At 68.8% G+C, this 25,032-nt stretch carries 4 protein-coding genes; 3 read left to right on the top strand and 1 reads right to left on the bottom strand.

The annotated features are described in order from the left end of the window. On the top strand, nt 1–339 hold the full coding sequence (locus tag ACPCHZ_RS05270; RefSeq protein ID WP_423483753.1) for a hemophore-related protein: 339 nt from the start codon (nt 1–3) through the stop codon (nt 337–339). A 46-nt stretch (nt 340–385) separates the two neighbouring features. On the opposite strand, the gene ACPCHZ_RS05275 is transcribed toward ACPCHZ_RS05270, so the two are convergent. Continuing rightward, complete coding sequence (locus ACPCHZ_RS05275) at nt 386–1,699, bottom strand: hypothetical protein (protein WP_423483754.1); 1,314 nt, start codon at nt 1,697–1,699, stop codon at nt 386–388. Between the two features lie 1,078 nt (nt 1,700–2,777). Between ACPCHZ_RS05275 and ACPCHZ_RS05280 the strand changes: the two genes are divergently transcribed. Continuing rightward, entirely contained in the window at nt 2,778–23,825 is a 21,048-nt protein-coding gene (locus tag ACPCHZ_RS05280) for a non-ribosomal peptide synthase/polyketide synthase (protein ID WP_423483755.1), read from the top strand. An 11-nt stretch (nt 23,826–23,836) separates the two neighbouring features. After that, on the top strand, nt 23,837–25,032 hold a 1,196-nt coding region (locus tag ACPCHZ_RS05285; protein ID WP_423483756.1), incomplete at its 3' end, for an amino acid adenylation domain-containing protein.

The following is a 25,032-nucleotide window of genomic DNA, read 5'->3' on the forward strand; positions in this document are numbered from 1 at the left end:
ATGATGAAATTGTCGATGAGCAAAGTCGCCGTAGCGCTCGGAGGGCTCGCGCTGACGCTGAGCGCCGGGGCCGGCGTGGCCGCCGCGCAGCCTGATCTCGGGCCGGCCATCAACTCCACCTGTACCTACGACCAGTGGGTCGCGGCACTGCGCACCGAGAATCCCGGGCCTGCCTCCGCATTCGACTCACAGCCGATGTCGCAGTCCTACCTTCGTCAGTTCTTTTCCTCCGGTCCCGCGCAGCGCCAGCAGCTGGCGCAGATGTTCATGAGCCTGCCGGGCGCAGACCAGAACGTTCCGGTCATGGCGCAGGCTTTCAACTCCTGCAGCAAGTACTGAGCGGCCGAGTCAGCGGAGCGGATCGCGACCGATCTGCTCCGCTGATTCACATCACGGCGCCGGTGAGCGAGAACTCACTCAGAGTGTCCAACAGGCGTTGCGGCAGCCGGTCGTTCGAGTGACCTGGCTGGTAGGCGAAGACTGACACGAAGACGCTCCCGTGCAGTCGCCCGGAGAGCAGCGCCAGTATTCCCCCGCCCTGATGGAGCAGCTTCTTCGTCACGTGCGGGTACTTCCACATCATGGCGAAGTGATCGGCTTCGGTGCCGTCGGGGCGATTGGCCGATTCGTCGATTGCGCCGAGATTCGACGAGAGAACCCTCGTGGCGCTGCCGTGGACGAAGTTGACCATGCGTCTGACCACCCACTGCGGGAGCAGCGGGACGAGCGGCATCAGGGCCATCTCATCGTCCACCGAGTTTTTGTGCTGGACCAGGGCGTGCTTGATCGCGGCCCGCATCTCGCGCAGATCGCTCGTCGCGGACCTCGGGTCGACCGTCACGTGGGCATCCCGCACGGCGCCCGCGCGGGTGTCCTCGAGCGTGCGTTCGTTGACGGGCATGTCCAGCGTGACGAATCCGTCCGGGGTGACTCGTCCCAGCCCGCTCGCGAGCCGGGCGGCGAAGGCCGCGAGCAGGGTGTTGCTGGTTCCGCCGAGCGCCTCGGCGCGGCTGTCCCAGTCACCCGCGTCGACGAGGATCGTCGCCCTCGGGATGTCGACCATCTCGTCTTCACCGGTGCGTTCAAGGGTCGGCGTCGATCCCGCCGACTCACGCTTCTGCCGGCCCATCCGGAGCACCGCGGCGCCGGCTCGTCGGATGGCGGGAGTGTCGCGCACCACCTGACGGAGATCTTCGCGGATGGCGCGCGAGCGCTTCCGCGATGCCGCCTCGGGCCAGTTCCTGCCGACGTCGCGGTCGCCGACCGCACTGACCAACGACTCGCACAATCCGATGCCATCGGTGAGGCAGTGGGAGATGACGAGGCTCACCCCTGAGCCGCCGTCGGTGAAGGGGAGTGCCGCAAGGTGCCAGCCCGGTCCGTGCTCGGGATCGAGCGTGATGCTCGGTTGCTCGTTCAGCCAGTCGCTGAACTCACCACGCGGCCGCGCCGAGCTCACGAACTCGATGTCCGACGCGTGCGAGGACGCGACCCAGCGATGGCGACCGAAGGGCAGAGCCGAACGTTCGATGCGTCGGGATACCAGGACACCGCGCCGGAGGCGCTCGTGGAACAGCTCGAGGCCCGGCCCGTTCACCGGGCCGGGGAGAATCCAGGCGCATTGGAGGAGATTGGCCGTACCTGTCGCCCGTTCGATGTCGAACACCGTCTGGTCGAGCGGCTCGAGAACGTTGGTCATCGGATCGTGTCACAATCGCCGGTCGACGGGACTTCCGGCAGCATTCCGATCCGAGCCCATATCAGCCCCCGACTTCGACGTTCGATAGTTCTTTGATCCATTCTCAAGGTAGCTATGCGGCCCCGCTCTGCGGCCGTTTCGGCGAGATCGATTCCGGCCGGCTTCTGTGTCACAGCGGGTGCGCCGGGCGTGAACTGCGCCATCAATTCCCGGCTTCGTATTCCACTGTGACCGGCCGCGCTCGTGGCGTTGTCGCTGCTTTGCGGTGTGCCGATTCGCGTGTTTGCGACGGTCGAGGCCGTGGCATCGCTGCGCGGTCTCGCACGGGTCGGATGCGGGCGGGCGCGACATCTCGCAACCATCGGTGCTCCCCCCGCCCGCAGGCAGCTTGTACGGACCTGTAACACTCTGAGCAACGCCAGCGATATCTATATCGCCATCGCATCGCGAGATGGGACGGCTGCGCCCAGGTTTCCTCGAACCCCGGGCACTGATCGTCCGCTCTCGGCACCGGCGCAGAACAGCCGTTTGCCACGTCGATGCCTGATGACGAGGGAAGATTCGCTGTCGGCGATGGGAACGCAAATGCCGCTCCTGGTCGGCGGTGGTATTCGCCCGACGATCGATGCGCCGCGAATTTCACCGATTAGTGCAGGCAGAGTATTGTGTACGCAGATCACGGACGCTGCTTCCCGATCAAACAGCCGTACGGATTCGGCTAATGTTTTCACCGCTCCACCGCGAACCTGACGAAACGCACGAACGCCCTTGCTACCTTCCAGTAGTGTGCTGTGAGTTAATCTCTTGGACACGGGAGGGCCAGGTGGACGTCATTCCGTCCGATCGTGATCGAGACGTCTCTCTGACCTTGATGAGCCACGTCGAGCAACGCAACCCGCGCGTGTCCGGTCACGTAGGAGTCCGCCGGCTGGTGGGCCACGGCAAAGCCGAGCGCGCAGCGGCGCGGGTCAGGTGAGCCCGGACCGGCTCGGGGACCGGACGGGACGCCCACGCGGGTGATGGGTGGCGGTTCGGTCTTGAGGTGTGGCACCGGCAGGGGGTTGAGGAGTTGATACCGATGGGGGAATCGGGTGGGGGCGCCCTTCCGTTGACGCGCGGACAGCTCGACATCTGGCTCGCGCAGGAGACGGGTGATCTCGGCACGGCGTGGCAGCTGGGCATGTTCGTGCACATTGCGGGTGCAGTGGATCGCGACGCGCTGGAGTGGGCGATTCAGCGTGTGGTGCGCGAAGTCGAGTCGGCCAGGGCCGCCTTCGAAGAGGTGAACGGTCAGGTCGTCCAGTACGTCGTCGACGAGCCGGACGTCGAACTGACGTTTCACGATCTCACCGGCTCGCCCGACGGATGGGGCGACGTGCACCGGGTCGCCGAGTCGATTCAGCGCACGCCGATGCCGCTGACGGGGCCGTTGCTCAAATTCGCCCTCTTCGAGACACACAGCGATGAATTCCATCTGTTCGCGTGCTGCCACCACCTGAACATGGACGGATCCGCGCTCGGTTTGGCCGGGCAGCGAATCGCGTCGGTCTATTCGGCTGTCGTTTCGGGTGCGCCGGTACCTCCCGCACTGTTCGGCTCGTTGCAGGACGTCATCGATTGCGAAGCCGAATACGAGGCGTCCGCGGACTTCGTCGAGGACGAGGCCTGGTGGGCGGGCAATCTCCCTCCCGCCGAGGAGTTGCCGCATCCGTCGCGGTCGAGCGGCGATGCGCATGCGCGATACGAACAATCCGGTGCTGTGCGGCTGGATCCTTCGCTCCGTCGCAGGGTGGACGCGCTGGCGGAGGCGTGGACGATGCCCAGGTCGTCGATCCTCACGGCGGCATGCGCTCTGGTGCTGCGAGGACGCAGTGGCGTGTCGTCGACCGTCGTCCTCGACTTCCCGGTCACCAGGCGCGTGACCCCTCAGTCGAAGACCCTTCCCGGGATGTTCGCCGGCGTCGTGCCCTTGGTGATAGAGGTGCCACCGGCAGCGTCGGTCGCCGAATTCTGTCGGGGCGTGGACGCCAGGGTGCGCGAAGTCGTGAAGCACCAGCGGTACCCGGCCGACGCCCTGGAGCGCAAGGGCCGCCTGCCGGGGGCGGCACAGACAGCGGGCAGGGTGGGGGTCAATTTCCTGCCGTCCGCGTACACGTTGACCTTCGGCGGCGCTCCAGCGGCCGCGTCGTACACCAACATCGGACCGGTGGGCGGCTTCGGGTGGATCTTCTCGACGGCCGGCGACGACCTCTTCATCAGCACGGCCGGTGCCGCGGAGTCGTTCTCGGGATTCGACGTCGCAGACATCGCCAGACTGCTGGAACGGATGCTGACGGCGATGAGCGCGGATCCGAAGCAACGACTCGCCGTGATCGACGTCCTCGAAGCCGGTGAACAGGAGCGGCTCGATCTCTGGGCCAACCGGGCGGCGCTGGCAGAGGCCGGCTCGGCCGCCTCGTCAGATGCGTCGATCCCGGCGATGTTCGCGGCGCAGGTCGCGCGGACCCCCGAGGCGGTGGCGCTGACGTTCGAGGGCCGCGACCTGACCTACCGCGAGCTGGATGAGGCGTCGAACCGGTTGGCCCATCTGCTGGTCGGACAGGGTGCCCGTCCCGGTGAGTCGGTGGCGCTGCTGTTCCCCCGGTCGGCTGACGCCGTCGTGGCGATCACGGCGGTGCTCAAGACGGGGGCGGCATACGTGCCGATCGACCCGAGTCATCCCGATACGCGGGTCGAGTTCGTGGTCGGCGACTGCGCACCGGTCGCGGCGGTCGCCACCGCGGAACTGGCCGGACGGCTGGCGGGCCACGGTGTGGTCGTCGTCGACCCGCACGACACCCGGATCACCGCGCAGCCTGCCACGGCATTGCCCATGCCTGCCGCGGACGACGTCGCCTACCTGATCTACACCTCGGGAACAACCGGACGACCGAAGGGTGTCGCGGTCACTCACGGCAACGTCGCTTCGCTGATGACGTCGGTGAAGGCGGATCTGCCGCGTACGGGCGTGTGGACGCAGTGGCATTCCTATGCGTTCGACGTCTCCGTGTGGGACATCTGGGGTCCCCTTCTCGCCGGCGGCCGCCTGCTCGTGGTGCCGGAGGCCGTGGCGGCCTCGCCGGAGGAGTTCCACGCGCTGCTGGTCGCCGAGGGCGCCGATGTGATGAGTCAGACGCCCTCCGCCGTCGGGATGCTCTCACCCGACGGCCTGGAGTCGACGGCCCTGGTGGTGGACGGCGAGGCGTGCCCCGCCGACGTGATGGATCGGTGGGCACCGGGCCGCGTCATGGTGAACGCCTACGGACCGACCGAGGCCACGATCTTCGCGACGATCAGCCGGCCGTTGCAGCCGGGGTCGGGCGTGGTGCCCATCGGTGAGCCGGTGCCGAGGGCAGCGTTGTTCGTGCTGGACGGATGGTTGCGGCCGGTGCCGGCGGGTGTGATGGGTGAGCTCTACGTGGCGGGCGCAGGCGTGGCGGCCGGTTATGTCGGCCGGTCGGGCCTGAGCGCGTCACGATTCGTGGCGTGCCCGTTCGGCGGGCCCGGAACGAGGATGTATCGCACCGGTGACCTGGTGTCCTGGTGTGCAGACGGCCAATTGGAGTACTTCGGCCGAGCCGACGAACAGGTCAAGATCCGCGGATACCGCATCGAACTGGGCGAGGTCCAGACCGCGTTGGCGGCCGTCGACGGCGTCGAACAGGCCGTGGTGATCGCTCGGGAGGACCGCCCGGGTGACAAGCGGCTCGTCGGCTACGTGACGGGGTCGGTGGATCCCGGCGCGGCACGGGTCACCCTCGCGGAACAGTTGCCGCCCTACATGGTGCCCGCGGCGGTCATCGTGCTCGACGTGTTGCCCGTGACGGTGAACGGCAAGCTGGACCGTCGTGCGCTCCCAGCGCCGGAATACCAGGGCGTCGACCGGTACCGCGCTCCGTCGACGGCGGTCGAGGAGATCCTGGCCACCCTCTTCGCCGAGGTCCTGGGGTTGGAGCGGGTCGGGGTCGACGACTCGTTCTTCGAGTTGGGCGGCGACAGCATCCTGTCGATGCAGGTGGTCTCACGCGCCCGGGCAGCCGGCCTGGTGTGTCGTCCCCGAGATGTCGTGGTCGAGCAGACGGTGGCGCGGTTGGCCCAGGTCGTGCGCGCTTCGGACGGACCGGGGACGGTCGACGACGGTCTGGGGCCGGTGTCGGCGACTCCGATCATGGCCTGGCTGAACGGGATCGACGGGCCGGTGCACCAGTTCAACCAGACAACGGTGCTGCAAGCCCCGGCGGGTGTCGACGAGGCTGACGTCCGCATCGTGATTCAGGCGCTGCTCGACCGGCATGCGATGTTGCGACTGCGGGTCCTCGACGACGGGTCGGGCGACTGGTCGTTCGAGGTGCCAGGGGTGGGTGCGGTGGACGCCGCCGACTGCCTGGTCTACGCGGAGAGCCTGACCGACGGCGTCGTCTCGGCGGCGCGGTCCCGGCTCGATCCGTTCGCAGGGGCGATGGTCGCTGCGGTGTGGGCGAGGTCGACCGCTCAGTTGATGTTGAGCGTCCACCACCTCGCCGTCGACGGCGTGTCCTGGCGAATCCTGGTCGAGGACATCAACATCGGCTGGGCTCAACTCCGTGCGGGTCAGCCGATCGCGCTGCCGGACGGGGGCACGTCGTTCGCCAAGTGGTCGACCGTGCTGACCGACCACGCAGCATCGGACGCGGTCGTCGGGGTGGCTGATCGATGGCGGCAGGTGTTGGCGGTGCCGGAGGTGCTGGCGGCGCCGGACCCCGAGCGGGACACCTACGCCACGGCGGGCCGGCTGTCGGTGGACCTGGACACCGACACCACACGGCTGTTGCTCGGTGAGGTTCCCGCGGCGTATCACGCCGGGGTGCAGGACATCCTGCTTGCTGCCTTCGGTGTGGCGTTGGCGGAGTTCCTCGACGCCGGTGCTACGCCGGTCGGCATCGAGGTCGAAGGCCACGGTCGCACCGAGGAGATCGCCGACGGCGTGGACCTGTCGCGAACGGTCGGATGGTTCACCGCGAAGTATCCGGTGGCACTGTCCGGTGGGTTGTCGTGGTCCGAGGTGCTCGCCTCCCGACCGGCTCTGGACGGTGTGGTCAAGCAGGCCAAGGAGCAGCTGCGGGCGCTGCCCGACGGCATCACCTACGGGTTGCTTCGCCATGTGAACACCGAGGTCGAACTCGACGGCCCCGATCGGGTGATCGGCTTCAACTACCTCGGCCGGCTCGGCGCGGGCGAGCTGTCGGATGAGCTGTGGCGCCTCGACGCCGACACCGTGGCTGTGACGGCTGCGGCAGCGGAGGTCACCACCCCGTTGATGTACTCGTTGGGTCTGGATGCAGCGACTGTCGACTCCGCGGCGGGCCCTCGACTGCGGGCCCAGTGGACCTGGGCCACAACAGTACTCACCGACCTCGAAGTCGAGCGGTTGAGCCGGCTGTGGTTCGAGGCGCTGACGGGGATCTGTGGGCTGGTGGGCGCTGGCGACGGCGGCGGTTTGACGCCGTCGGACGTGCTGCCCGCTCGGGTCCGCCAGACCGATCTCGATCACCTCATCGAGCACTTCGACGTTGCCGATGTGCTGCCCTTGAGTCCGCTCCAGCAGGGATTGCTGTTCCACACCGATGCGGTCGGTGTTGACGACGATCATCTCTACGCGTTGCAGCTCGAGCTCACCCTCGACGGTGGTGTGGATCGTTCTCGGTTGCACGATGCGGTGTCCACTGTCGCGCAGCGTCATCCGCACCTGGCGGCTCGGTTCTGTCAACGGTTCGACGAGCCGGTGCAGGTCATCCCGACCCGTCCGGAGATCGGCTGGCACGAGGCCGAGTTCGACAACGAGGATCAGGTGCGGCAGCTGTGTGTGGCCGAGCGCGCCGCCGTGGGATCCCTCGAGAACGGCCCGCTGTTGCGGGCGGCTCTGGTCGAGCTCACCCCTGACTGCCACCGGTTCGTGCTGACGGCCCATCACATCGTGATCGACGGATGGTCGCTGCCGTTGCTGCTGCAGGAGATCTTCGCCTGCTACTACGGGCAGCAGTTGCCGGCCGCTCCGCCGTACCGCAGGTTCCTGTCGTGGCTCGCAGAACGCGACCTGACGGCTGCCCGTGCGGCGTGGGCGCAGGTGCTTGCAGGTGTCGACACTCCGACGATGGTCGGTCAGACGGGCACGGCCGGGTCGGGGCCGCGCGGCGTCGCATCGGTAGAGCTGTCGGAACGGATCACCCAGGCGCTGGGTGAGGTGGCGCGCGCACACCGGACGACGGCGAACATCGTCCTGCAGGCGGCGTGGGCCGTCGTGCTGAACTCGCTGACGGGCCGGCGCGACGTCCTGTTCGGCACCACCGTGTCGGGGCGTTCCGATGAGGTCGCAGGCGCGGACTCGATGATCGGCCTGCTGATCAACACCGTGCCGGTGCGGGCACGCTGCAGCGCGCCGACGACGGTCGCCGAGCTGCTCAGGCAACTGCAGGACAGTCACATCCACACGCTGGAACACCAGCATCTCGCCCTCGGGGAGATGCACCGTCTCGCCGGCCAGGACCAGCTCTTCGACACGCTGTTCGTCTACGAGAACTATCCGCTGGACGCAGGCTTCGCGCCGGGCACCGACGGGCTGGCCGTCACAGATGTCACCACTCGCGAGTTCAACCACTATCCGCTTGCGGTACAGGCCATTCCCGGTGCGCGGTTGCGGCTGCGCATCGAGTACGACACCGACGTCTTCACGGCCGGCGACGTCGACGGGTTGATCGCGAAATGCGACCGGGTGCTGGCGGCGATGACCGCCGATCCCGCCATCCGGGTGGCGTCGATCGACGTGCTCGATGCGGCCGAGCACGCGCGCCTCGACCGGTGGTCGAATCGGGCGGTGCTGTCGCGTCCGGTGACCGCGTCGGTGTCCATTCCGGGACTGTTCGCCGAGCAGGTGGTGCGGTGCCCGGGGGCGGTGGCGCTGACGTTCCAGGGTCGCAACCTGACCTATCGCGAGCTGGATCAGGCGTCGAATCGGTTGGCGCACACACTGGTCGGTCACGGTGCACGACCGGGGGAGCTGGTGGCGATGCTGCTGCCACGCTCGGCCGATGCGGTCGTGACGATCCTGGCGGTGCTCAAATCGGGCGCGGGGTATCTGCCGATCGATCCGGCTCACCCCGACACACGGATCCAGTTCGTGTTGGCCGACGCGGCTCCGATCGCGGTGGTCACCAGTGCCGAACTCGCGACGCGGCTGGGTGGTGGTGATCGGGTCGTCATCGATGTGGACGACCCGGCGATCGAGGATCGCCCGGCCACGGCTCTGGCGCTCCCGGCGTCCGACGACATCGCCTACGTCATCTACACCTCCGGAACCACGGGCACTCCCAAGGGAGTGGCGGTGCCGCACCGCAACGTGATCGAGCTGTTGGCCTCACTCGACGCAGATCTCGAGTTGGTCGGCCAGGTCTGGACGTTGGCGCATTCGCTGGCATTCGACTATTCGGTGTGGGAGACATGGGGTGCGCTGCTGCGCGGCGGGCGGCTGGTGGTGTTGCCGGAGTGGGTCACCCGATCGCCGGAGGATCTGCATGCGGTGCTGGTCGAGGAGCAGGTGACCGTCTTCTCCCAGACACCCGCGGCGTTCTATGCGCTGCAGGCCGTCGACGCACTGGAACCCGGGCGGGATGAGCAGCTGAAGCTGCAGACGGTGATCTTCGGTGGAGAAGCGCTCGAGCCGCACCGCCTTGCGCGCTGGTTCGTCGATCATCCGGGGCTGCCGCGGATGATCAACATGTACGGGATCACCGAGACCACCGTGCACGCCTCGTTCCGGGAGATCGTCGCCGACGACGCCGAGGGTACCGGCAGTCCGATCGGGGTGCCGCTGGACCATCTGGCGTTCTTCGTGCTGGACGAGTGGTTGCGGCCACTGCCCGCCGGCGCGGTCGGCGAGTTGTACGTGGCCGGTTCCGGACAGGCGGCCGGGTACGTGAACCGGGGCGGGCTCACCGCTTCCCGGTTCGTGGCCTGCCCCTTCGTCAGGGCCGGCGATGCCCCCGGGATGAGGATGTATCGCACCGGCGACGTGGTGAGCTGGAGTGCCGACGGGCAGCTGCAGTACCTGGGCCGGGCCGATGAGCAGGTCAAGATCCGGGGTCACCGGATCGAACTGGGCGAAATCCGCGCCGCCTTGGCGTCGGTCGACGGGGTGGATGCCGCGGCGGTGATCGCCCGCGAGGACCGACCGGGAACCAGGCGCCTCGTCGCCTACGTCACCGGCTCAATCGATCCCGCTACCGCGCGCGAGGCGCTGGCACGACGGTTGCCCGAGTACATGGTGCCGACCGCGGTCGTGGTGCTGGACGCGTTGCCGTTGACGGTCAACGGCAAGCTCGACGTGCGGGCGCTCCCGGCGCCGCAGTACCAGGGCGGGGACGTCCACCGGGCGCCGACGACTGCTGACGAGACGACGGTCGCGGCGATCTACGCCGAGGTCCTCGGCGTGGAGCGGGTCGGCGCGGACGACTCGTTCTTCGAGCTGGGCGGCGACTCCCTGTCGGCGATGCGGGTGATCGCGGCGATCAACCGGTCCTACGACGCCGGCTTGACGGTGCGGGTCCTGTTCGAGGCGCCGACGGTGGCGCAGTTGGCGTCGCGGCTCGACGTGGGGTCACCGTCAGACGGTTTCGATCCGCTGGTTCCCGTCGATCGGCCGGCGGTCGTGCCGTTGTCGTTCGCGCAGAACCGGATGTGGTTCATCGACCAGTTGCAGGGCGCTTCGCCGATGTACAACATGGCGATTGCGCTGCGGTTGACCGGAACGCTGGACGTCGAGGCGCTGCACGCCGCACTGGGCGACGTGGTCTCCCGCCACGAGCCGTTGCGCACGGTGCTCTCCGCCGTCGACGGGGTGCCGTGTCAGGACGTGCTGCCGGTAGAGGCCGCCGTCGTGAACTGGCAGACCGTCTACGCGGTCGGCTGGACCGCGGCCGAGGTGGACGCCGCCGTCCAGGCCGCGGCCGGACATGCGTTCGACCTCGCCCGCGAGATTCCCTTGCGGGCAACGCTTCTCCGGGTTTCCGAGATCGAGCACATCCTGGTCGGGGTGGTGCATCACATCGCCGCCGACGGCGGGTCGATCACGCCGTTCGTGACCGATCTGGGTCGGGCCTATGCCGCGCGAAGTGCGCAGCGCGCTCCGGACTGGATTCCGTTGCCTGTGCAGTACGTCGACTACACGCTGTGGCAGCGTGCGCAGCTGGGGGAGCTGTCCGACGCCGACAGCCGGATCGCCAGGCAGTTGGCGTACTGGCAGGAGGCCCTCGCCGATCTCCCCGAGCGCTTGGCGCTGCCGACGGACCGGCCCTACCCGGTGGTGGCCGACCAGCGCGGTGCCACGGTCAGGTTCGCGTGGCCTGCGGATCTGCAGCAGCGGTTGCACGAGGTCGCCGCCGATCACGAGGCGACCGGGTTCATGGTGGTGCAGGCCGCCCTGGCCATGCTGCTCGGAACCCTCTCGGCGAGTTCGGATGTGGCCGTCGGATTCCCGATCGCGGGCCGCAACGATCCCGCACTCGACGACCTGGTCGGCTTCTTCGTCAACACGCTGGTGCTGCGCACGGATCTGGCCGGAGATCCGACGGTGGCAGAGCTGTTCGGCCGGGTGCGCGCCGGCAGCCTGGCCGCCTTCGATCACCAGGACGTGCCGTTCGAGGTGCTGGTGGAACGGCTCAACCCCGCGAGAAGCCGCGCACATCACCCGTTGGTGCAGGTGATGTTGGCATGGCAGAACGGCTTCGGACTGGGCGGCGATGACACCGCGGGGTTGTCGCTGGGGGACCTCGAGGTCACCCGCATGCCGATCGACACCCACACGGCACGGATGGATCTGGCGTTCTCGATCACCGAACGCTTCACCGACGTCGGCGCCCCCGCCGGTATCGCCGGTGAGGTGGAGTTCCGCACCGACGTCTTCGACCCCTCGACCGTCGGCACCGTCATCGACCGTCTCGAGCGGGTGCTGGCGGCCATGACCGCCGATCCGGCGAGGCGGCTGTCGACGATCGATGTGCTCGACGCCACGGAGCACGCTCAGCTCGATCGGTGGACCAACCAAGCCGTGCTGACGCAGGAATCGCCTGCACCGTCGTCGATTCCGGTCGCCTTCGGCGCCCAGGCGGTCGCCACGCCCACCGCCGTGGCGATCAGCTTCGCCGGCCGTGCGATGACCTACCGCGGGCTCGACGAGGCCTCCAACCGGATGGCGCACTTCCTGTTGAGCCAGGGCGCGGGTCCCGGCCGGCGGGTTGCGTTGCTGCTGAATCGCTCCGCCGAAGCGATCGTCGCGATGCTGGCGGTGCTGAAATCGGGGTCGGCGTACGTGCCGATCGATCCGGCGGTCCCCGACGCCCGCGTCGGGTTCGTGCTGAGGGACGCCGCTCCCGTCGCGGCCATCACCACCGCCGAGATGACGGAACGACTGGACGGGCACGGCGTGACGATCGTCGACGTCGACGACCCAGCCGTCCTCAGCCACCCGTGCACCGCCGTGCCCGGCCCGGCGCCCGACGACATCGCCTACGTCATCTACACCTCGGGCACCACGGGTGTGCCGAAAGGTGTTGCGGTCACTCATGCCAACGTCACTCGACTGCTGAGTTCACTCGAGAACGGCCTCCCGACCCAGGCATGGGCGCAGTGCCATTCCTACGCCTTCGACGCCTCGGTGGAGGAGATCTGGGGCGTGCTGCTGCATGGTGGCCGGCTGGTGGTGGTGCCAGAGCAGGTGGTCCGGTCGCCCGAGGACTTCCGCAACGTCCTGATCGGAGAACAGGTCAGCGTCGTCACCCAGACACCCTCGGCGTTGACGATGATGTCGCCCGCCGGGCTCGACCGACTGGCGTTGGTGATGGCAGGCGAAGCGTGCCCGCCCGACGTCGTGGACCGCTGGGCGCCAGACCATCTCGTGGTCAACGCCTACGGGCCGACGGAAACCACGATCTGCGCATCCCGGACGGCGCCGTTGCTGCCGGGATCCGGTGCACCCCCGATCGGCTCGCCCGTGTCGACGGCGGCGCTGTTCGTGCTCGACGCGTCGCTGCGGCCGGTGCCTGCCGGGGTGGTGGGCGAACTCTATGTCGCCGGCCACGGTGTCGCGGTCGGGTACGTCGGCCGGTCGGGATTGACGGCGTCGCGATTCGTGGCCTGCCCGTTCGGAGGATCGGGGGCAGCCCCCGGTCTGAGGATGTATCGCACCGGGGACCTGGTGGCCTGGCGTGCCGACGGGCAGCTGGACTACTTCGGGCGGGCCGACGAGCAGGTCAAGCTCCGCGGGTACCGAATCGAACTGGGCGAGATCCAGGCGGCGCTGGTGTCGGTGGACGGCGTGCAGCGAGCGGCGGTGATCGTCAGGGAGGACCGCCCGGGCGACAAGCGTCTGGTTGCTTACGTCACCGGTTCGGCGGATCCCGTTCGTGCGCGCGCGGCGTTGGCGCAGCGGCTGCCCGACTACATGGTGCCCAGCGCGATCGTGGTGCTCGACGGCTTGCCGGTGACCGTGAACGGCAAGCTGGACAGGCGGGCGTTGCCTGCGCCGGAGTACCAGAACGCCGATGACTACCGCGCGCCGACCACAGTGCAGGAGGAGATCCTGGCCGCGGTCTTCGCCGACGTCCTCGGCGTGGAACGGGTCGGGGTCGACGACGGGTTCTTCGAACTCGGTGGGGACTCGTTGTCGGCCATGCGGGTGATCGCCGCGATCAACAAGGCGCTGGATGTCGAACTGCCGGTGCGCATGCTGTTCGAGGCGTCGACGGTACGGCAGTTGGCATCGCGTGCCGGTGCGGGTTCGAGCGGGTTGGCGCCGCTGGTCGCCGGCGAGCGGCCGGCCGTGGTGCCGCTGTCGTTCGCGCAGAACCGGTTGTGGTTCCTCGACCAGTTGCACGGTCCGTCCCCGGTCTACAACATGGCCATGACGCTGCGGTTGACCGGCCGCCTGGACGTGGCGGCGCTGCAGACGGCGCTGGTCGACGTGGTGGGCCGGCACGAGAGCCTGCGAACGTTGTTCGCCGCGATCGACGGGGTGCCGCGGCAGGTCGTCGTGGACGCCGCGCAGGCCGAAATCGGTTGGCAGGTCGTCGATGCCGAGGGCTGGCCGGCGCAGCGGCTCGACGAGGCGGTCGAGAGGGCGGCGAGGCACGCGTTCGACCTGACGACGGAGATCCCGTTGCGGGCCACACTGATTCGCATCTCCTCCGATGAGCACGTGCTCGCGGGTGTGGTTCACCACATCGCCGCGGACGGCACGTCCCTGGCGCCCCTGGTGGGTGATCTCGCCGCGGCGTATGCCGCTCGTGGTGCGGGGCAGGCCCCGGCATGGGCGCCGTTGCCGGTGCAGTACGTGGATTACACGCTGTGGCAGCGTGCGCAGCTCGGTGAGATAGGAGACGCGGAGTCCCGTATCGGTGGGCAGCTGGCCTACTGGATGGACGAATTGGCCGGCCTGCCGGAGCGGTTGGTGCTGCCGACGGATAGGCCGTACCCCCCGGTGGCCGATCAGCGCGGTGCGCAGGTGACGGTGGCGTGGTCGGCGGATCTGCAGCGGCAGGTGCGGGCGACCGCGGCCGCGCACGGTGCGACGGGTTTCATGGTGGTGCAGGCCGCGCTGGCGGTGCTGTTGGGCAGGGTGAGCGCGAGTTCAGATGTCGCGGTCGGCTTCCCGATCGCCGGACGCAACGATCCCGCGTTGGACGACCTGGTGGGGTTCTTCGTCAACACGCTGATACTGCGGGTCGACCTCGCCGGTGACCCCACGGTCGCCGAGCTGCTGGCTCAGGTGCGGCGTCGCAGCCTGGCCGCCTACGAGCACCAGGATGTGCCGTTCGAGGTGCTGGTCGAGCGGCTCAACCCCGCCCGGTCGATGGCTCATCACCCGGTGGTGCAGGTGATGTTGGCCTGGCAGAACTTCGCCGGGCACGAGCTCGGTTCCACCGGTGGGTTCGCCATGGGTGACGTGTGGGCCACCGAGGTGCCGACCGGCACGCAGACCGCCCGAATGGATCTGGCCGTCTCGATCGGTGAACGGTTCGACGAGGACGGCGAACCGGCCGGTATCGCCGGGGTCGTGGAGTATCGCACCGACGTGTTCGACGCGGCGACGATCGAGGCGTTGGCCGGGCGGCTCGAGCGCGTGCTCGACGTGTTGACGACCGACCACACGAGCACGGTGTCGTCGATCGACGTGCTGGTCGGTGACGAGCGCTCCTGGCTCGACACCATCGGCAACCGCGCGGTGTTGGCGGCGCCGGCATCGACCGGGGTCTCCGTCCCGGGTCTGTTCGCCGCGCAGGTCGACGCGGCCCCAGATGCGGTGGCGGTCCGCTTCGAGGGCGGCTCGTTGACCTATCGCGAGCTGGACCGCGCGTCGAACCGGCTGGCGCATCTGTTGATCGGTCGCGGTGCCGCCCCGGGCCGGCAGGTCGCGCTGCTGCTCAACCGTTCCGCCAAGGCGGTCGTGGCGATCCTGGCGGTGCTCAAGACCGGGTCGGCGTACGTGGCGATCGACCCGTCGGCACCGGATGCGCGTGTCGGTTTCGTGCTCTCCGATGCCGCCCCCGTCGCCGTGGTCACCGACTCCCACCATGCGGCCCGACTGGACGGTCATGCGGTGACGGTCATCGACGTCGACGACGAAGTGGTCGATGGTCATCCCGCCTCGGCGCTGCCGGTGCCTGCGGTCGACGACGTCGCATACCTGATCTACACGTCGGGAACCACGGGTGTGCCGAAAGGTGTTGCGGTCACTCATCGCAACGTGACGCAACTGCTCGGATCGCTGGACGCCGGCCTGCCGGATCCCGGGGTGTGGGCACTGTGCCATTCGTTGGCGTTCGACGTGTCGGTGTGGGAGATCTTCGGTGCCCTGCTTCGCGGGGGGCGCGTGGTCGTGGTGCCCGAGGCGGTGGCGGGTTCCCCGCGTGACTTCCACGACGTCCTGGTCGCCGAGGGGGTCACCGTGCTGACCCAGACCCCGTCGGCGGTGGGCATGCTGTCGGAGCAGGGCTTGGAGTCGGCGGCGCTGGTGGTTGTCGGTGAGGCCTGCCCGGCCGAGGTGGTGGACCGGTGGGCCACGCCGGGCCGGGTGATGATCAACGCCTACGGTCCGACCGAGACCACGATGTGCGTGGCAGTCAGTGCGCCGTTGGTGCCGGGGGCGCGGGTGCCGATCGGATCGCCGGTGGCGGGCGCGGCGTTGTTCGTGCTCGACGAGTGGCTGCGCCCGGTGCCGGCCGGCGTGGTGGGCGAGTTGTACGTCGCCGGCCATGGGGTGGCCGACGGCTATGTGGGCCGGTCGGGTCTGACGGCATCGCGATTCGTCGCGTGCCCGTTCACCGGGGCGGGGGAGACCTCCGGGATGCGGATGTACCGCACCGGGGACGTGGTGCGCTGGGGAGCCGACGGCCAACTCGATTATCTGGGCCGCGCCGACGAGCAGGTCAAGATCCGTGGCTACCGGATCGAGCTGGGTGAGATCCAGGCCGCGCTGGCCCAGGTGGACGGTGTGAGCCGGGCGGCGGTGATCGCCCGTGAGGATCGCCCCGGCGACAAGCGTCTCGTCGGCTATGTCACCGGCACCGTGGATCCAGCCCGCGCTCGCGCCGCACTCGCCGAGCGGCTCCCCGATTACATGGTGCCGACGGCGGTTCTGGTCCTGGATGCGTTCCCGTTGACGTCGAACAACAAGTTGGACGTCAAGGCCTTGCCAATGCCGGAGTACGGGCGGCGTGGCGGGTACCGCGCCCCTTCCACGGCAGTGGAGGAGATCCTCGCGGTAATCTTCGCCGAGGTGCTGGGTGTGGAGCGGGTCGGGGCCGACGATTCGTTCTTCGAGCTGGGTGGCGATTCGATCCTGTCCATGCAGGTGGTGTCGCGGGCGAGGGCCGCCGGGTTGACGTGCCGGCCCAAAGACGTGTTCACCGAACAGACGGTGGCCCGGCTGGCTCGGGTGGTCGAGGTGGCCGTCGCCGAGGTGACCGCCGATGACGGGGTGGGGCCGGTGGTGGCCACGCCGATCATGCGGTGGCTGCACAGCGTCGACGGCCCGACCGGTCAGTTCAATCAGACGATGGTGGTGGCGACGCCTGCGGAGGTCGGCGAGGCCGACGTCGTCACGGTGTTGCAGGCATTGCTGGATCGGCACGCCGCTCTGCGGTTGCGAGTGGATGACGACGGCGCCGGGGGATGGTCTCTGCGGGTGCCCGAACCCGGAACGGTGGACGCCGCGGCATGCGTGTCGTCGGTCGAGGTGTTGACCGAAGATGTGGTGCTCGAGGCGCGGTCACGACTGAATCCGACTGCGGGATTGATGCTCTCGGCGGTTTGGGCGTCCGGTGCGGGTGAGCTGGCCCTGGTGGTGCACCATCTTGCTGTCGACGGGGTGTCCTGGCGGATCCTGCTGGAAGACGCGAACATCGCGTGGGCCCAGCTCCGCAGCGGTCAGCCGATCGTGTTGCCTGCGTCGGGCACCTCATTCGCCCGGTGGTCGCAGCTGCTGGAACAGCGCGCCGTCGCCGATGCGGTGACTTCGTCTGCTCAGGTGTGGCACGAGGTGGCCTCGACCCCGGCGGTGCTGCCTGCGCCGCATCCGGAGCGCGACACCTACGCGTCGGCGGGCCGGCGGTCGGTCGAGCTGGATGCCGAGACCACCCAGGCGCTGCTGGGCGAGGTGCCTGCGGCATTCCACGCCGGGGTGCAGGACATCCTGCTGATCGCGTTCGGGATGGCCTGTGCCGAGTTCCTCGGCACCGGCGAGGTGCCCGTCGGCATCGACGTGGAAGGCCACGGCCGCGACGAGGATCTGGCCGCGGGAGTGGATCTGTCGCGCACCGTGGGCTGGTTCACCACCAAGTACCCCGTGGCATTCTCCGGCGCCCGGATCGACTGGACGCAGGTCGCTTCCGGCCAGGCCGAACTCGGGCGGGTGGTCAAGGCCGGCAAGGAGCAGTTGCGCGCACTTCCCGATGGCCTGACCTACGGCTTGTTGCGCTACCTCAACGCCGAGGTGCAGGTCGGCGGCGCCGACCCGGCGATCGGGTTCAACTACCTGGGTCGAATCGGCGGCACGGGCGCATTGTCCGAGGACATGTGGCGGCCCCACACCGCCACCGCACTGCCCGCCGCGGCGGCGGCGGTGCCGATGCCGTTGGCGCACACGGTGGAACTCAACGCCGTCACCCTCGACACCGATGAGGGTCCGCGGTTGCAGGCGACCTGGACATGGGCCACCTCGGTGCTGCAGGACGCCCACGTCGAGAGGTTGAGTCGACTGTGGTTCGAGGCGCTGGCCGGAATCCGGGCCCACGTCCGAACCGGCGGAGGCGGACTGACCCCGTCGGACGTCGCTCCGGCCAGGCTCACGCAACCCCAGCTCGACGAGTTGCAGGATCAGTACCGCATCGCCGACGTCCTTCCCCTCACCCCGCTGCAACGAGGACTGCTCTTCCACACCGGCAGCGCCGATGTGTATGCGCTGCAACTCGGTTTCACCGTCTCGGGTCCGCTGGATCCGGCTCGGTTGGCGGCGGCGGTGCAGTCGGTGGTGAGCCGCCACCCGCACCTGGTCGCAACATTCAGCGAACGCTTCGACGAGCCCGTGCAGATCATTCCGGCCGATCCGGTCGCCGGCTGGCGCTACGTCGAATGCGACGAGGGCGTCCGTGTCGACGACGTCATGGAGCGGGAGTCCGCCGCGGAGCGGGCCGCGGTCGCCGTTCTGGAGAACGCGCCTGCGTTCCGGGTGGCGTTGATCCGGAGTGCGCCCGACGCGCACCGCGTGCTGCTGACCAGTCATCACATCGTGCTGGACGGCTGGTCCCTGCCCATCCTGTTGCAGGAGATCTTCGCCGGCTACTTCGGACAGCAACTGCCGCCGGCGGTGCCCTACCGCCGGTTCGTGTCCTGGCTGGCCGAACGCGACCTCGACGAGGCCCGCACCGCCTGGGGTGAGGTGCTCGCGGGGTTCGACACCCCCACCCTGGTCGCCGCCCCGGACCGACGGGAACTGGGACCGCGCCGCGCCGTGTCGGTCAGCGTCCCAGAGCCGATCACCGGCGCACTGACCGAACTGGCGCGCTCGCAGGCGACCACCGTCAGCACCGTCTTACAGGCAGCATGGGCGATGTTGGTCAGCTCGCTGGCCGGCCAGCTGGACGTGGCGTTCGGTGCGGTCGTCTCGGGCAGGCCCGATGATGTCGCGGGAGCCGACTCGATGATCGGCCTGTTGATCAACACGGTGCCGGTGCGCGCCAGGCTCGCCCCGGCGACCACCGTCGCGGAACTGCTCGCCCAGCTGCAGCACTTCCACAACGCGACGCTCGAACACGAACACCTGGCGCTGCCCGACATCCACCGCAGCGTCGGTCACGACCAGCTGTTCGACACCTTGTTCGTCTTCGAGAACTACCCGGCCGACACCGCCGCGGCGATGGAAGCCGACGGACTGACCATCGGTGACGCCGAGACCCGGGAGTTCAACCACTACCCGTTGGCGATCCAGGCCCGACCCGGCGCCGAGCTCAGCATCCGGTGCGAACACGACACCCACGTCTTCGACGCGGACACCGTCGATGCGTTGCTGCGACGGCTGCAGCGGGTGCTGGTGGCGATGGCCGCCGATCCGGCGAGGCAGCTGTCCACCATCGACCTCCTCGACACCGACGAGCGTGCTCACCTCGACGAGTGGGCCAATCGGGCGTCGTCGACCCGGTCAGCCGATCCGGGCTCGTCGATCCCCGCGCTGTTCGCGTCGCAGGTCGCCGCGACACCGTCGGCGGTGGCGGTCACGTTCGAGGGTCGGTCGATGACGTACGGCGAACTGGATGAGGCGTCGAATCGTCTGGCCCATCTGCTGGCCGGCCACGGTGCGGGTCCGGGTGCGTCCGTGGCGCTCCTGCTGCACCGTTCGGCCGATGCGATCGTCGCCATCGCGGCAGTGCTCAAGACCGGTGCCGCCTACGTGCCGATGGACCCCGGCCATCCGGATGACCGGATCGCTTTCGTCATCGCCGACTCGGCGCCGGTTGCGGCGGTCACCACCGCGGCGCTGGCCGGCCGATTGGACGGCCACGACCTGGCCGTCGTCGACGTTCACGACCAGCGCATCGACGCGCAGCCGAGCACCGCGCCCACTGCGCCGTCCGCCGACGATGTGGCGTACCGGATCTACACCTCGGGGACCACCGGCAGGCCCAAGGGCGTGGCGGTCACTCATCGCAATGTCGCCCAGCTGTTTGAGGCGGTGAGTGCCGATCTGCCGCGTGACGGCGTCTGGACGCAGTGGCACTCCTACGCTTTCGACGTCTCGGTGTGGGACATCTGGGGTCCGTTGCTGGGCGGCGGGCGACTGCTCGTGGTCTCGGAGGATGTGGCGGCCTCCCCGGAGGAGTTCCACGCCCTGCTGGTCCGCGAGCGGGTCACGGTGCTGAGCCAGACCCCCTCGGCGGTGGGAATGCTCTCACCGGAGGGCCTGGAATCGATGGCGCTGGTCGTCGCCGGCGAGGCCTGCCCCGCCGACGTGGTCGATCGGTGGGCGCCGGGCCGGGTGATGATCAACGCCTACGGTCCGACCGAGGCCACCGTGTACGCATCGATGAGTTCGCCGCTGGCGCCCGGATCGGCGGCGCCGATCGGTGCGCCGGTGCCGGGGGCGGCGCTGTTCGTGCTCGACGGGATGCTGCGGCCGGTACCCGCCGGGCTCGTCGGCGAGTTGTACGTGGCGGGACGTGGCGTGGCCGTCGGCTACGCGGGCCGGCCGGAGCTGACGGGGTCGCGGTTCGTGGCGTGTCCGTTCGGAGCTCCCGGACTGAGGATGTACCGCACCGGGGACCTGGTGTCCTGGGGTGCTGACGGCCAGTTGCAGTACCTCGGACGTGCCGATGAGCAGGTCAAGATCCGTGGATACCGGATCGAGCTGGGGGAGATCCAGGCGGCATTGGCCGGACTGGCCGGCGTGGTGCAGGCGGCGGTGATCGTCCGTGAGGACCGTCCCGGTGACCGGCGGTTGGTCGGGTACGTGACCGAGTCGGTGAGCGGGGCGGTGGATCCGGTCGAGGTGCGCCGGTTGCTGGGTGAGCGGTTGCCGTCCTACATGGTGCCGACCGCGGTGGTGGTGCTGGATGCGCTGCCGGTGACGGTGAACGGCAAGCTCGACCGACGGGCGCTGCCGGCTCCGGAGTATCTGGATGGCGACGCGTACCGGGCGCCCGCCTCGGCGGTCGAGGAGATTCTCGCGGGAATCTTCGCCGAGGTGCTGGGCGTGGAGCGGGTCGGTGTCGATGACGGCTTCTTCGAGCTCGGCGGGGATTCGATCCTGTCGATGCAGGTGGTGTCGCGGGCGCGGGCGGCGGGGTTGACGTGCCGGCCCAAGGACGTGTTCATCGAGCAGACGGTGTCACGCCTGGCTCGGGTGGTGACGGCCGTCGAGGGTGCGACGACTGCCGATGACGGCCTGGGCCCGGTGGTGGCCACGCCCATCATGCGGTGGCTGCAGGACGTCGACGGTCCGACGGATCAGTTCAGCCAGACGATGGTGGTGCAGACCCCGGCCGGGGTCAGCGAGCCCGATGTGGTGGCGATCGTGCAGGCGCTGCTCGACGGCCATGGCATGTTGCGGTTGCGGGTGGACGACGACGGTGCCGGCGGGTGGGCGCTGCGGGTCCCCGAACCCGGGACGGTGAATGCCGCGGCATGCGTGTCGTCGGTGCCGGTGCTGACCGGTGAGGCGATCGCCGAGGGACAGGCGCGGCTCGATCCGGCGGCCGGAGTGATGCTGTCCGCGGTGTGGGCGTCGGCCACCCGTCAGCTGGTGGTGATCATCCACCACCTGGCCGTGGACGGCGTGTCGTGGCGAATCCTGCTGGAGGACCTCAACATCGCGTGGACCCAGCACCGCAGCGGGCAGCCGATCACGTTGCCCGCGGAAGCGACGTCCTTCGCGCGGTGGTCGGAGCTGCTGGCCGGGCTTGCCCACGCCGAGAACACCATGACCGACGCCGCCGCCTGGCGCCGCGTCGAGGCGACCGCGGCAGCGTTGCCTGCGGTGCGGCCGGAGATCGACACCTACGCCACCGCCGGGCACCTCACGGAGTCGTTGGACGCCGAGATCACCCGGATGGTGTTGGGCGAGGTCCCGGCGGCGTTCCACGCCGGGGTGCAGGACATCTTGCTGATCGCGTTCGGGTTGGCGCTGGCGGAGTTCACCGGCACCGCGAACGTGCCCGTCGGTATCGCCGTGGAGGGTCACGGACGGCACGAGGATCTGGCCGAGGGGCTGGACCTCTCGCGGACAGTGGGCTGGTTCACCACGAAGTACCCGGTGTCGTTGTCGACCGCGCTGCCGTGGTCCGACGTGGTCGCCGGCGACGCGGCACTGGGTACGGCGATCAAGGAGGCCAAGGAGCAGCTGCGTGCCCTACCCGACGGCCTGACCTACGGTCTGCTGCGGTACCTCAACGGCGACGCGGAGATGACCGGGTCCGATCCGGTGATCGGCTTCAACTATCTGGGTCGGCTGGGCGGCGGCGAGCTGTCCGACGAGCTGTGGCGGCCGAGTGACGACGAGTCGGTCGACCTCGCCGCGGCGGCCGTACCGATGCCGCTGCCGCACACCGTGGAACTCAACGCGGTCACGGTCGACACCGAGGCCGGGCCGCGGTTGCGGGCGAACTGGACATGGGCGACGTCGGTGCTCGACGGTCGGCAGGTCGAGCGGTTGAGTGCACTGTGGTTCGAGGCGCTGGCCGGGATCTGCGCGCATGTGCGTCACGGTGGCGGTGGGCTGACTCCTTCGGACATCGCACCCGCCCGCCTGAGCCAGCACAACATCGACGCGCTCGCGGCGCAGTATCAGATCGCGGACGTGCTGCCCCTCACGCCGATGCAGCAGGGACTGCTCTTCCACGTGGAATCGGGGGAGTCGAACGAGGACCTGTACGCAACGCAACTCGACTTCACGGTGGCAGGCCCGTTGAACCCCGACCAACTGTTGAAGGCGGTACACGCGGTCGTCGAACGCCACCCCCACCTGGTGGCGCGGTTCAGCGCACAGTTCGACGAGCCGGTGCAGGTCATCCCCGCCGACCCCGTGGTGGGATGGCAGTACGCGGAAACCGATGACGAAGCCCGACTCGAGCGACTGTGCGCCGCCGAACGGGCGGCGGTGTGTGATCTGGAGGCCTCCCCGCCGTTCCGGGTGGCGCTGATCCGCACAGCCGAGGACCGGCACCGCTGTGTGCTGACGTTCCACCACATCGTGATCGACGGCTGGTCGATGCCGATCCTGCTGCGTGACATCTTCGCCACCTACTACGGGCACAGGTTGCCCGCGGCGCTGCCCTACCGGCGGTTCGTGTCCTGGCTGGCCGATCGCGACCTCGATGCGGCGCGGGCGGCCTGGGGTGAGGCGCTGGCCGGGTTGGACGCCCCCGCCCTGGTCGCCGGACCACACCGGACCCGGCTGGGGCGGCGTGGCATCGCATCGCTGAAGGTCTCCGAGCAGACCACCGTGGCGCTGGCGGAATTGGCGCGTACCCACAAGACCACCGTCGCCACGGTGCTGCAGGGGGCATGGGCGCTGCTGCTCACTTCACTGACCGGTCGCCACGACGTGGTGTTCGGCGCCACGGTCTCGGGGCGCCCGGCCGAACTGGCCGGTGCGGATTCGATGGTGGGCCTGTTCATCAACACCATCCCGGTGCGAGCAACTTTCGACGCCTCGACCACCGTGGTCGATCTGCTCGCTCAACTGAACAGGTCCTCGCAGGACACCTTCGAACACCAGCATCTGGCTTTGCCCGAGATCCACCGGGTCACCGGCCACGACCAGTTGTTCGACACGCTGTTCGTCTACGAGAACTACCCGGTCGACACCACGGCTCCGCTGGGTCCGGACGGGTTGACCATCGTCGATTTCAGCAACCGCGAGTACAACGACTACCCACTGACCATGCAGGCGATTCCAGGCTCCCAGTTGACCATTCGATTCGAATACGACTCCGGCGTGTTCGACAATGCCACCGTCGAGGTTCTCCTCGAGCGACTAGAAATGGTGTTCGGAACAATGACCGCCGACTGATGGAGGACTGAGTGACCGCCGAAGCTTCGCGGCCCCTGCTTTCGACTGATTTCCTCGACGAGGACGAACATTCGGAACTGGAGGAGTGGGGCAATCAGGAGGCACTGAGCGAATCGATCAGGGCGTCGGTTTCCATCCCCGCGCTGTTCGCCGACCAGGTGGCGCGGTCTGCGGGTGCGGTGGCGGTGACGTTCGAGGGTCGTTCATGGACGTATCGCGAGTTGGACGACGCGTCGAATCGGTTGGCGCACCTGCTCGCTGGTCGAGGAGCCGGCCCGGGCGAGTTCGTGGCGGTGCTGTCCTCGCGGTCGGACGTGGCAGTGGTGGCGATCCTGGCCGTGCTCAAGACAGGCGCGGCCTACCTGCCGATCGATGCGGCCCATCCCGATGCCCGCATCGAGTTCGTGCTCGGGGATGCGCGTCCGGTGGTCGCGGTGACGACGGCGGCGCAACGCCCGAGGCTGGCCGGGTTCGGGCTGCCGGTGGTCGACGTCGACGACCCGCAGATCGCTGATCAGCCCGCCACCGCTCTGACTCCGCCGCATCCCGAAGACATCGCGTACGTCATCTACACCTCGGGCACCACCGGCCGTCCCAAGGGAGTGGCGATCGCCCACGCCAACGTCGTCGATCTGTTGGACGCGCTGGGCGCCGTCGTCGACGCGCCGGGGCAGGTGTGGACGCAGTGTCATTCGTTGGCGTTCGACTATTCGGTGTGGGAGTTGTGGGGTGCGCTCCTGCGCGGGGGCCGGCTCGTCGTGGTGCCGGAATCGGTCACCGCCTCACCGGAGGATCTACATGCCCTGTTGCTCGCCGAGCGGGTCAGCGTGCTGAGTCAGACGCCGACGGCGTTCCTCGGCCTGCAGGCGGTCGATGCCCGGCAGCCGGACGCCGGCAGGCAGCTTGCCCTGAAGACGGTGATCTTCGGCGGTGAAGCGCTTGAGCCGCAACGTATTCAGACCTGGCTCGACAGCCATCAGGACTCGCCCCGGATGATCAACATGTACGGCATCACCGAGACCACGGTGCACGCCTCATTCCGCGAGATCACCCGTGCCGACGCAGAACGCAGCGTGAGCCCGATCGGGTCGCCGCTGGACCACCTCGCCTTCTTCGTGCTGGATGGGTTGTTGCGTCCGGTGTCGGTGGGTGTGGTGGGGGAGTTGTATGTGGCGGGTTGGGGGGTGGCGTTGGGGTATGTGGGTCG

Source organism: Mycobacterium sp. NPDC050041, assembly GCF_049541695.1.
Lineage (GTDB): Bacteria > Actinomycetota > Actinomycetes > Mycobacteriales > Mycobacteriaceae > Mycobacterium.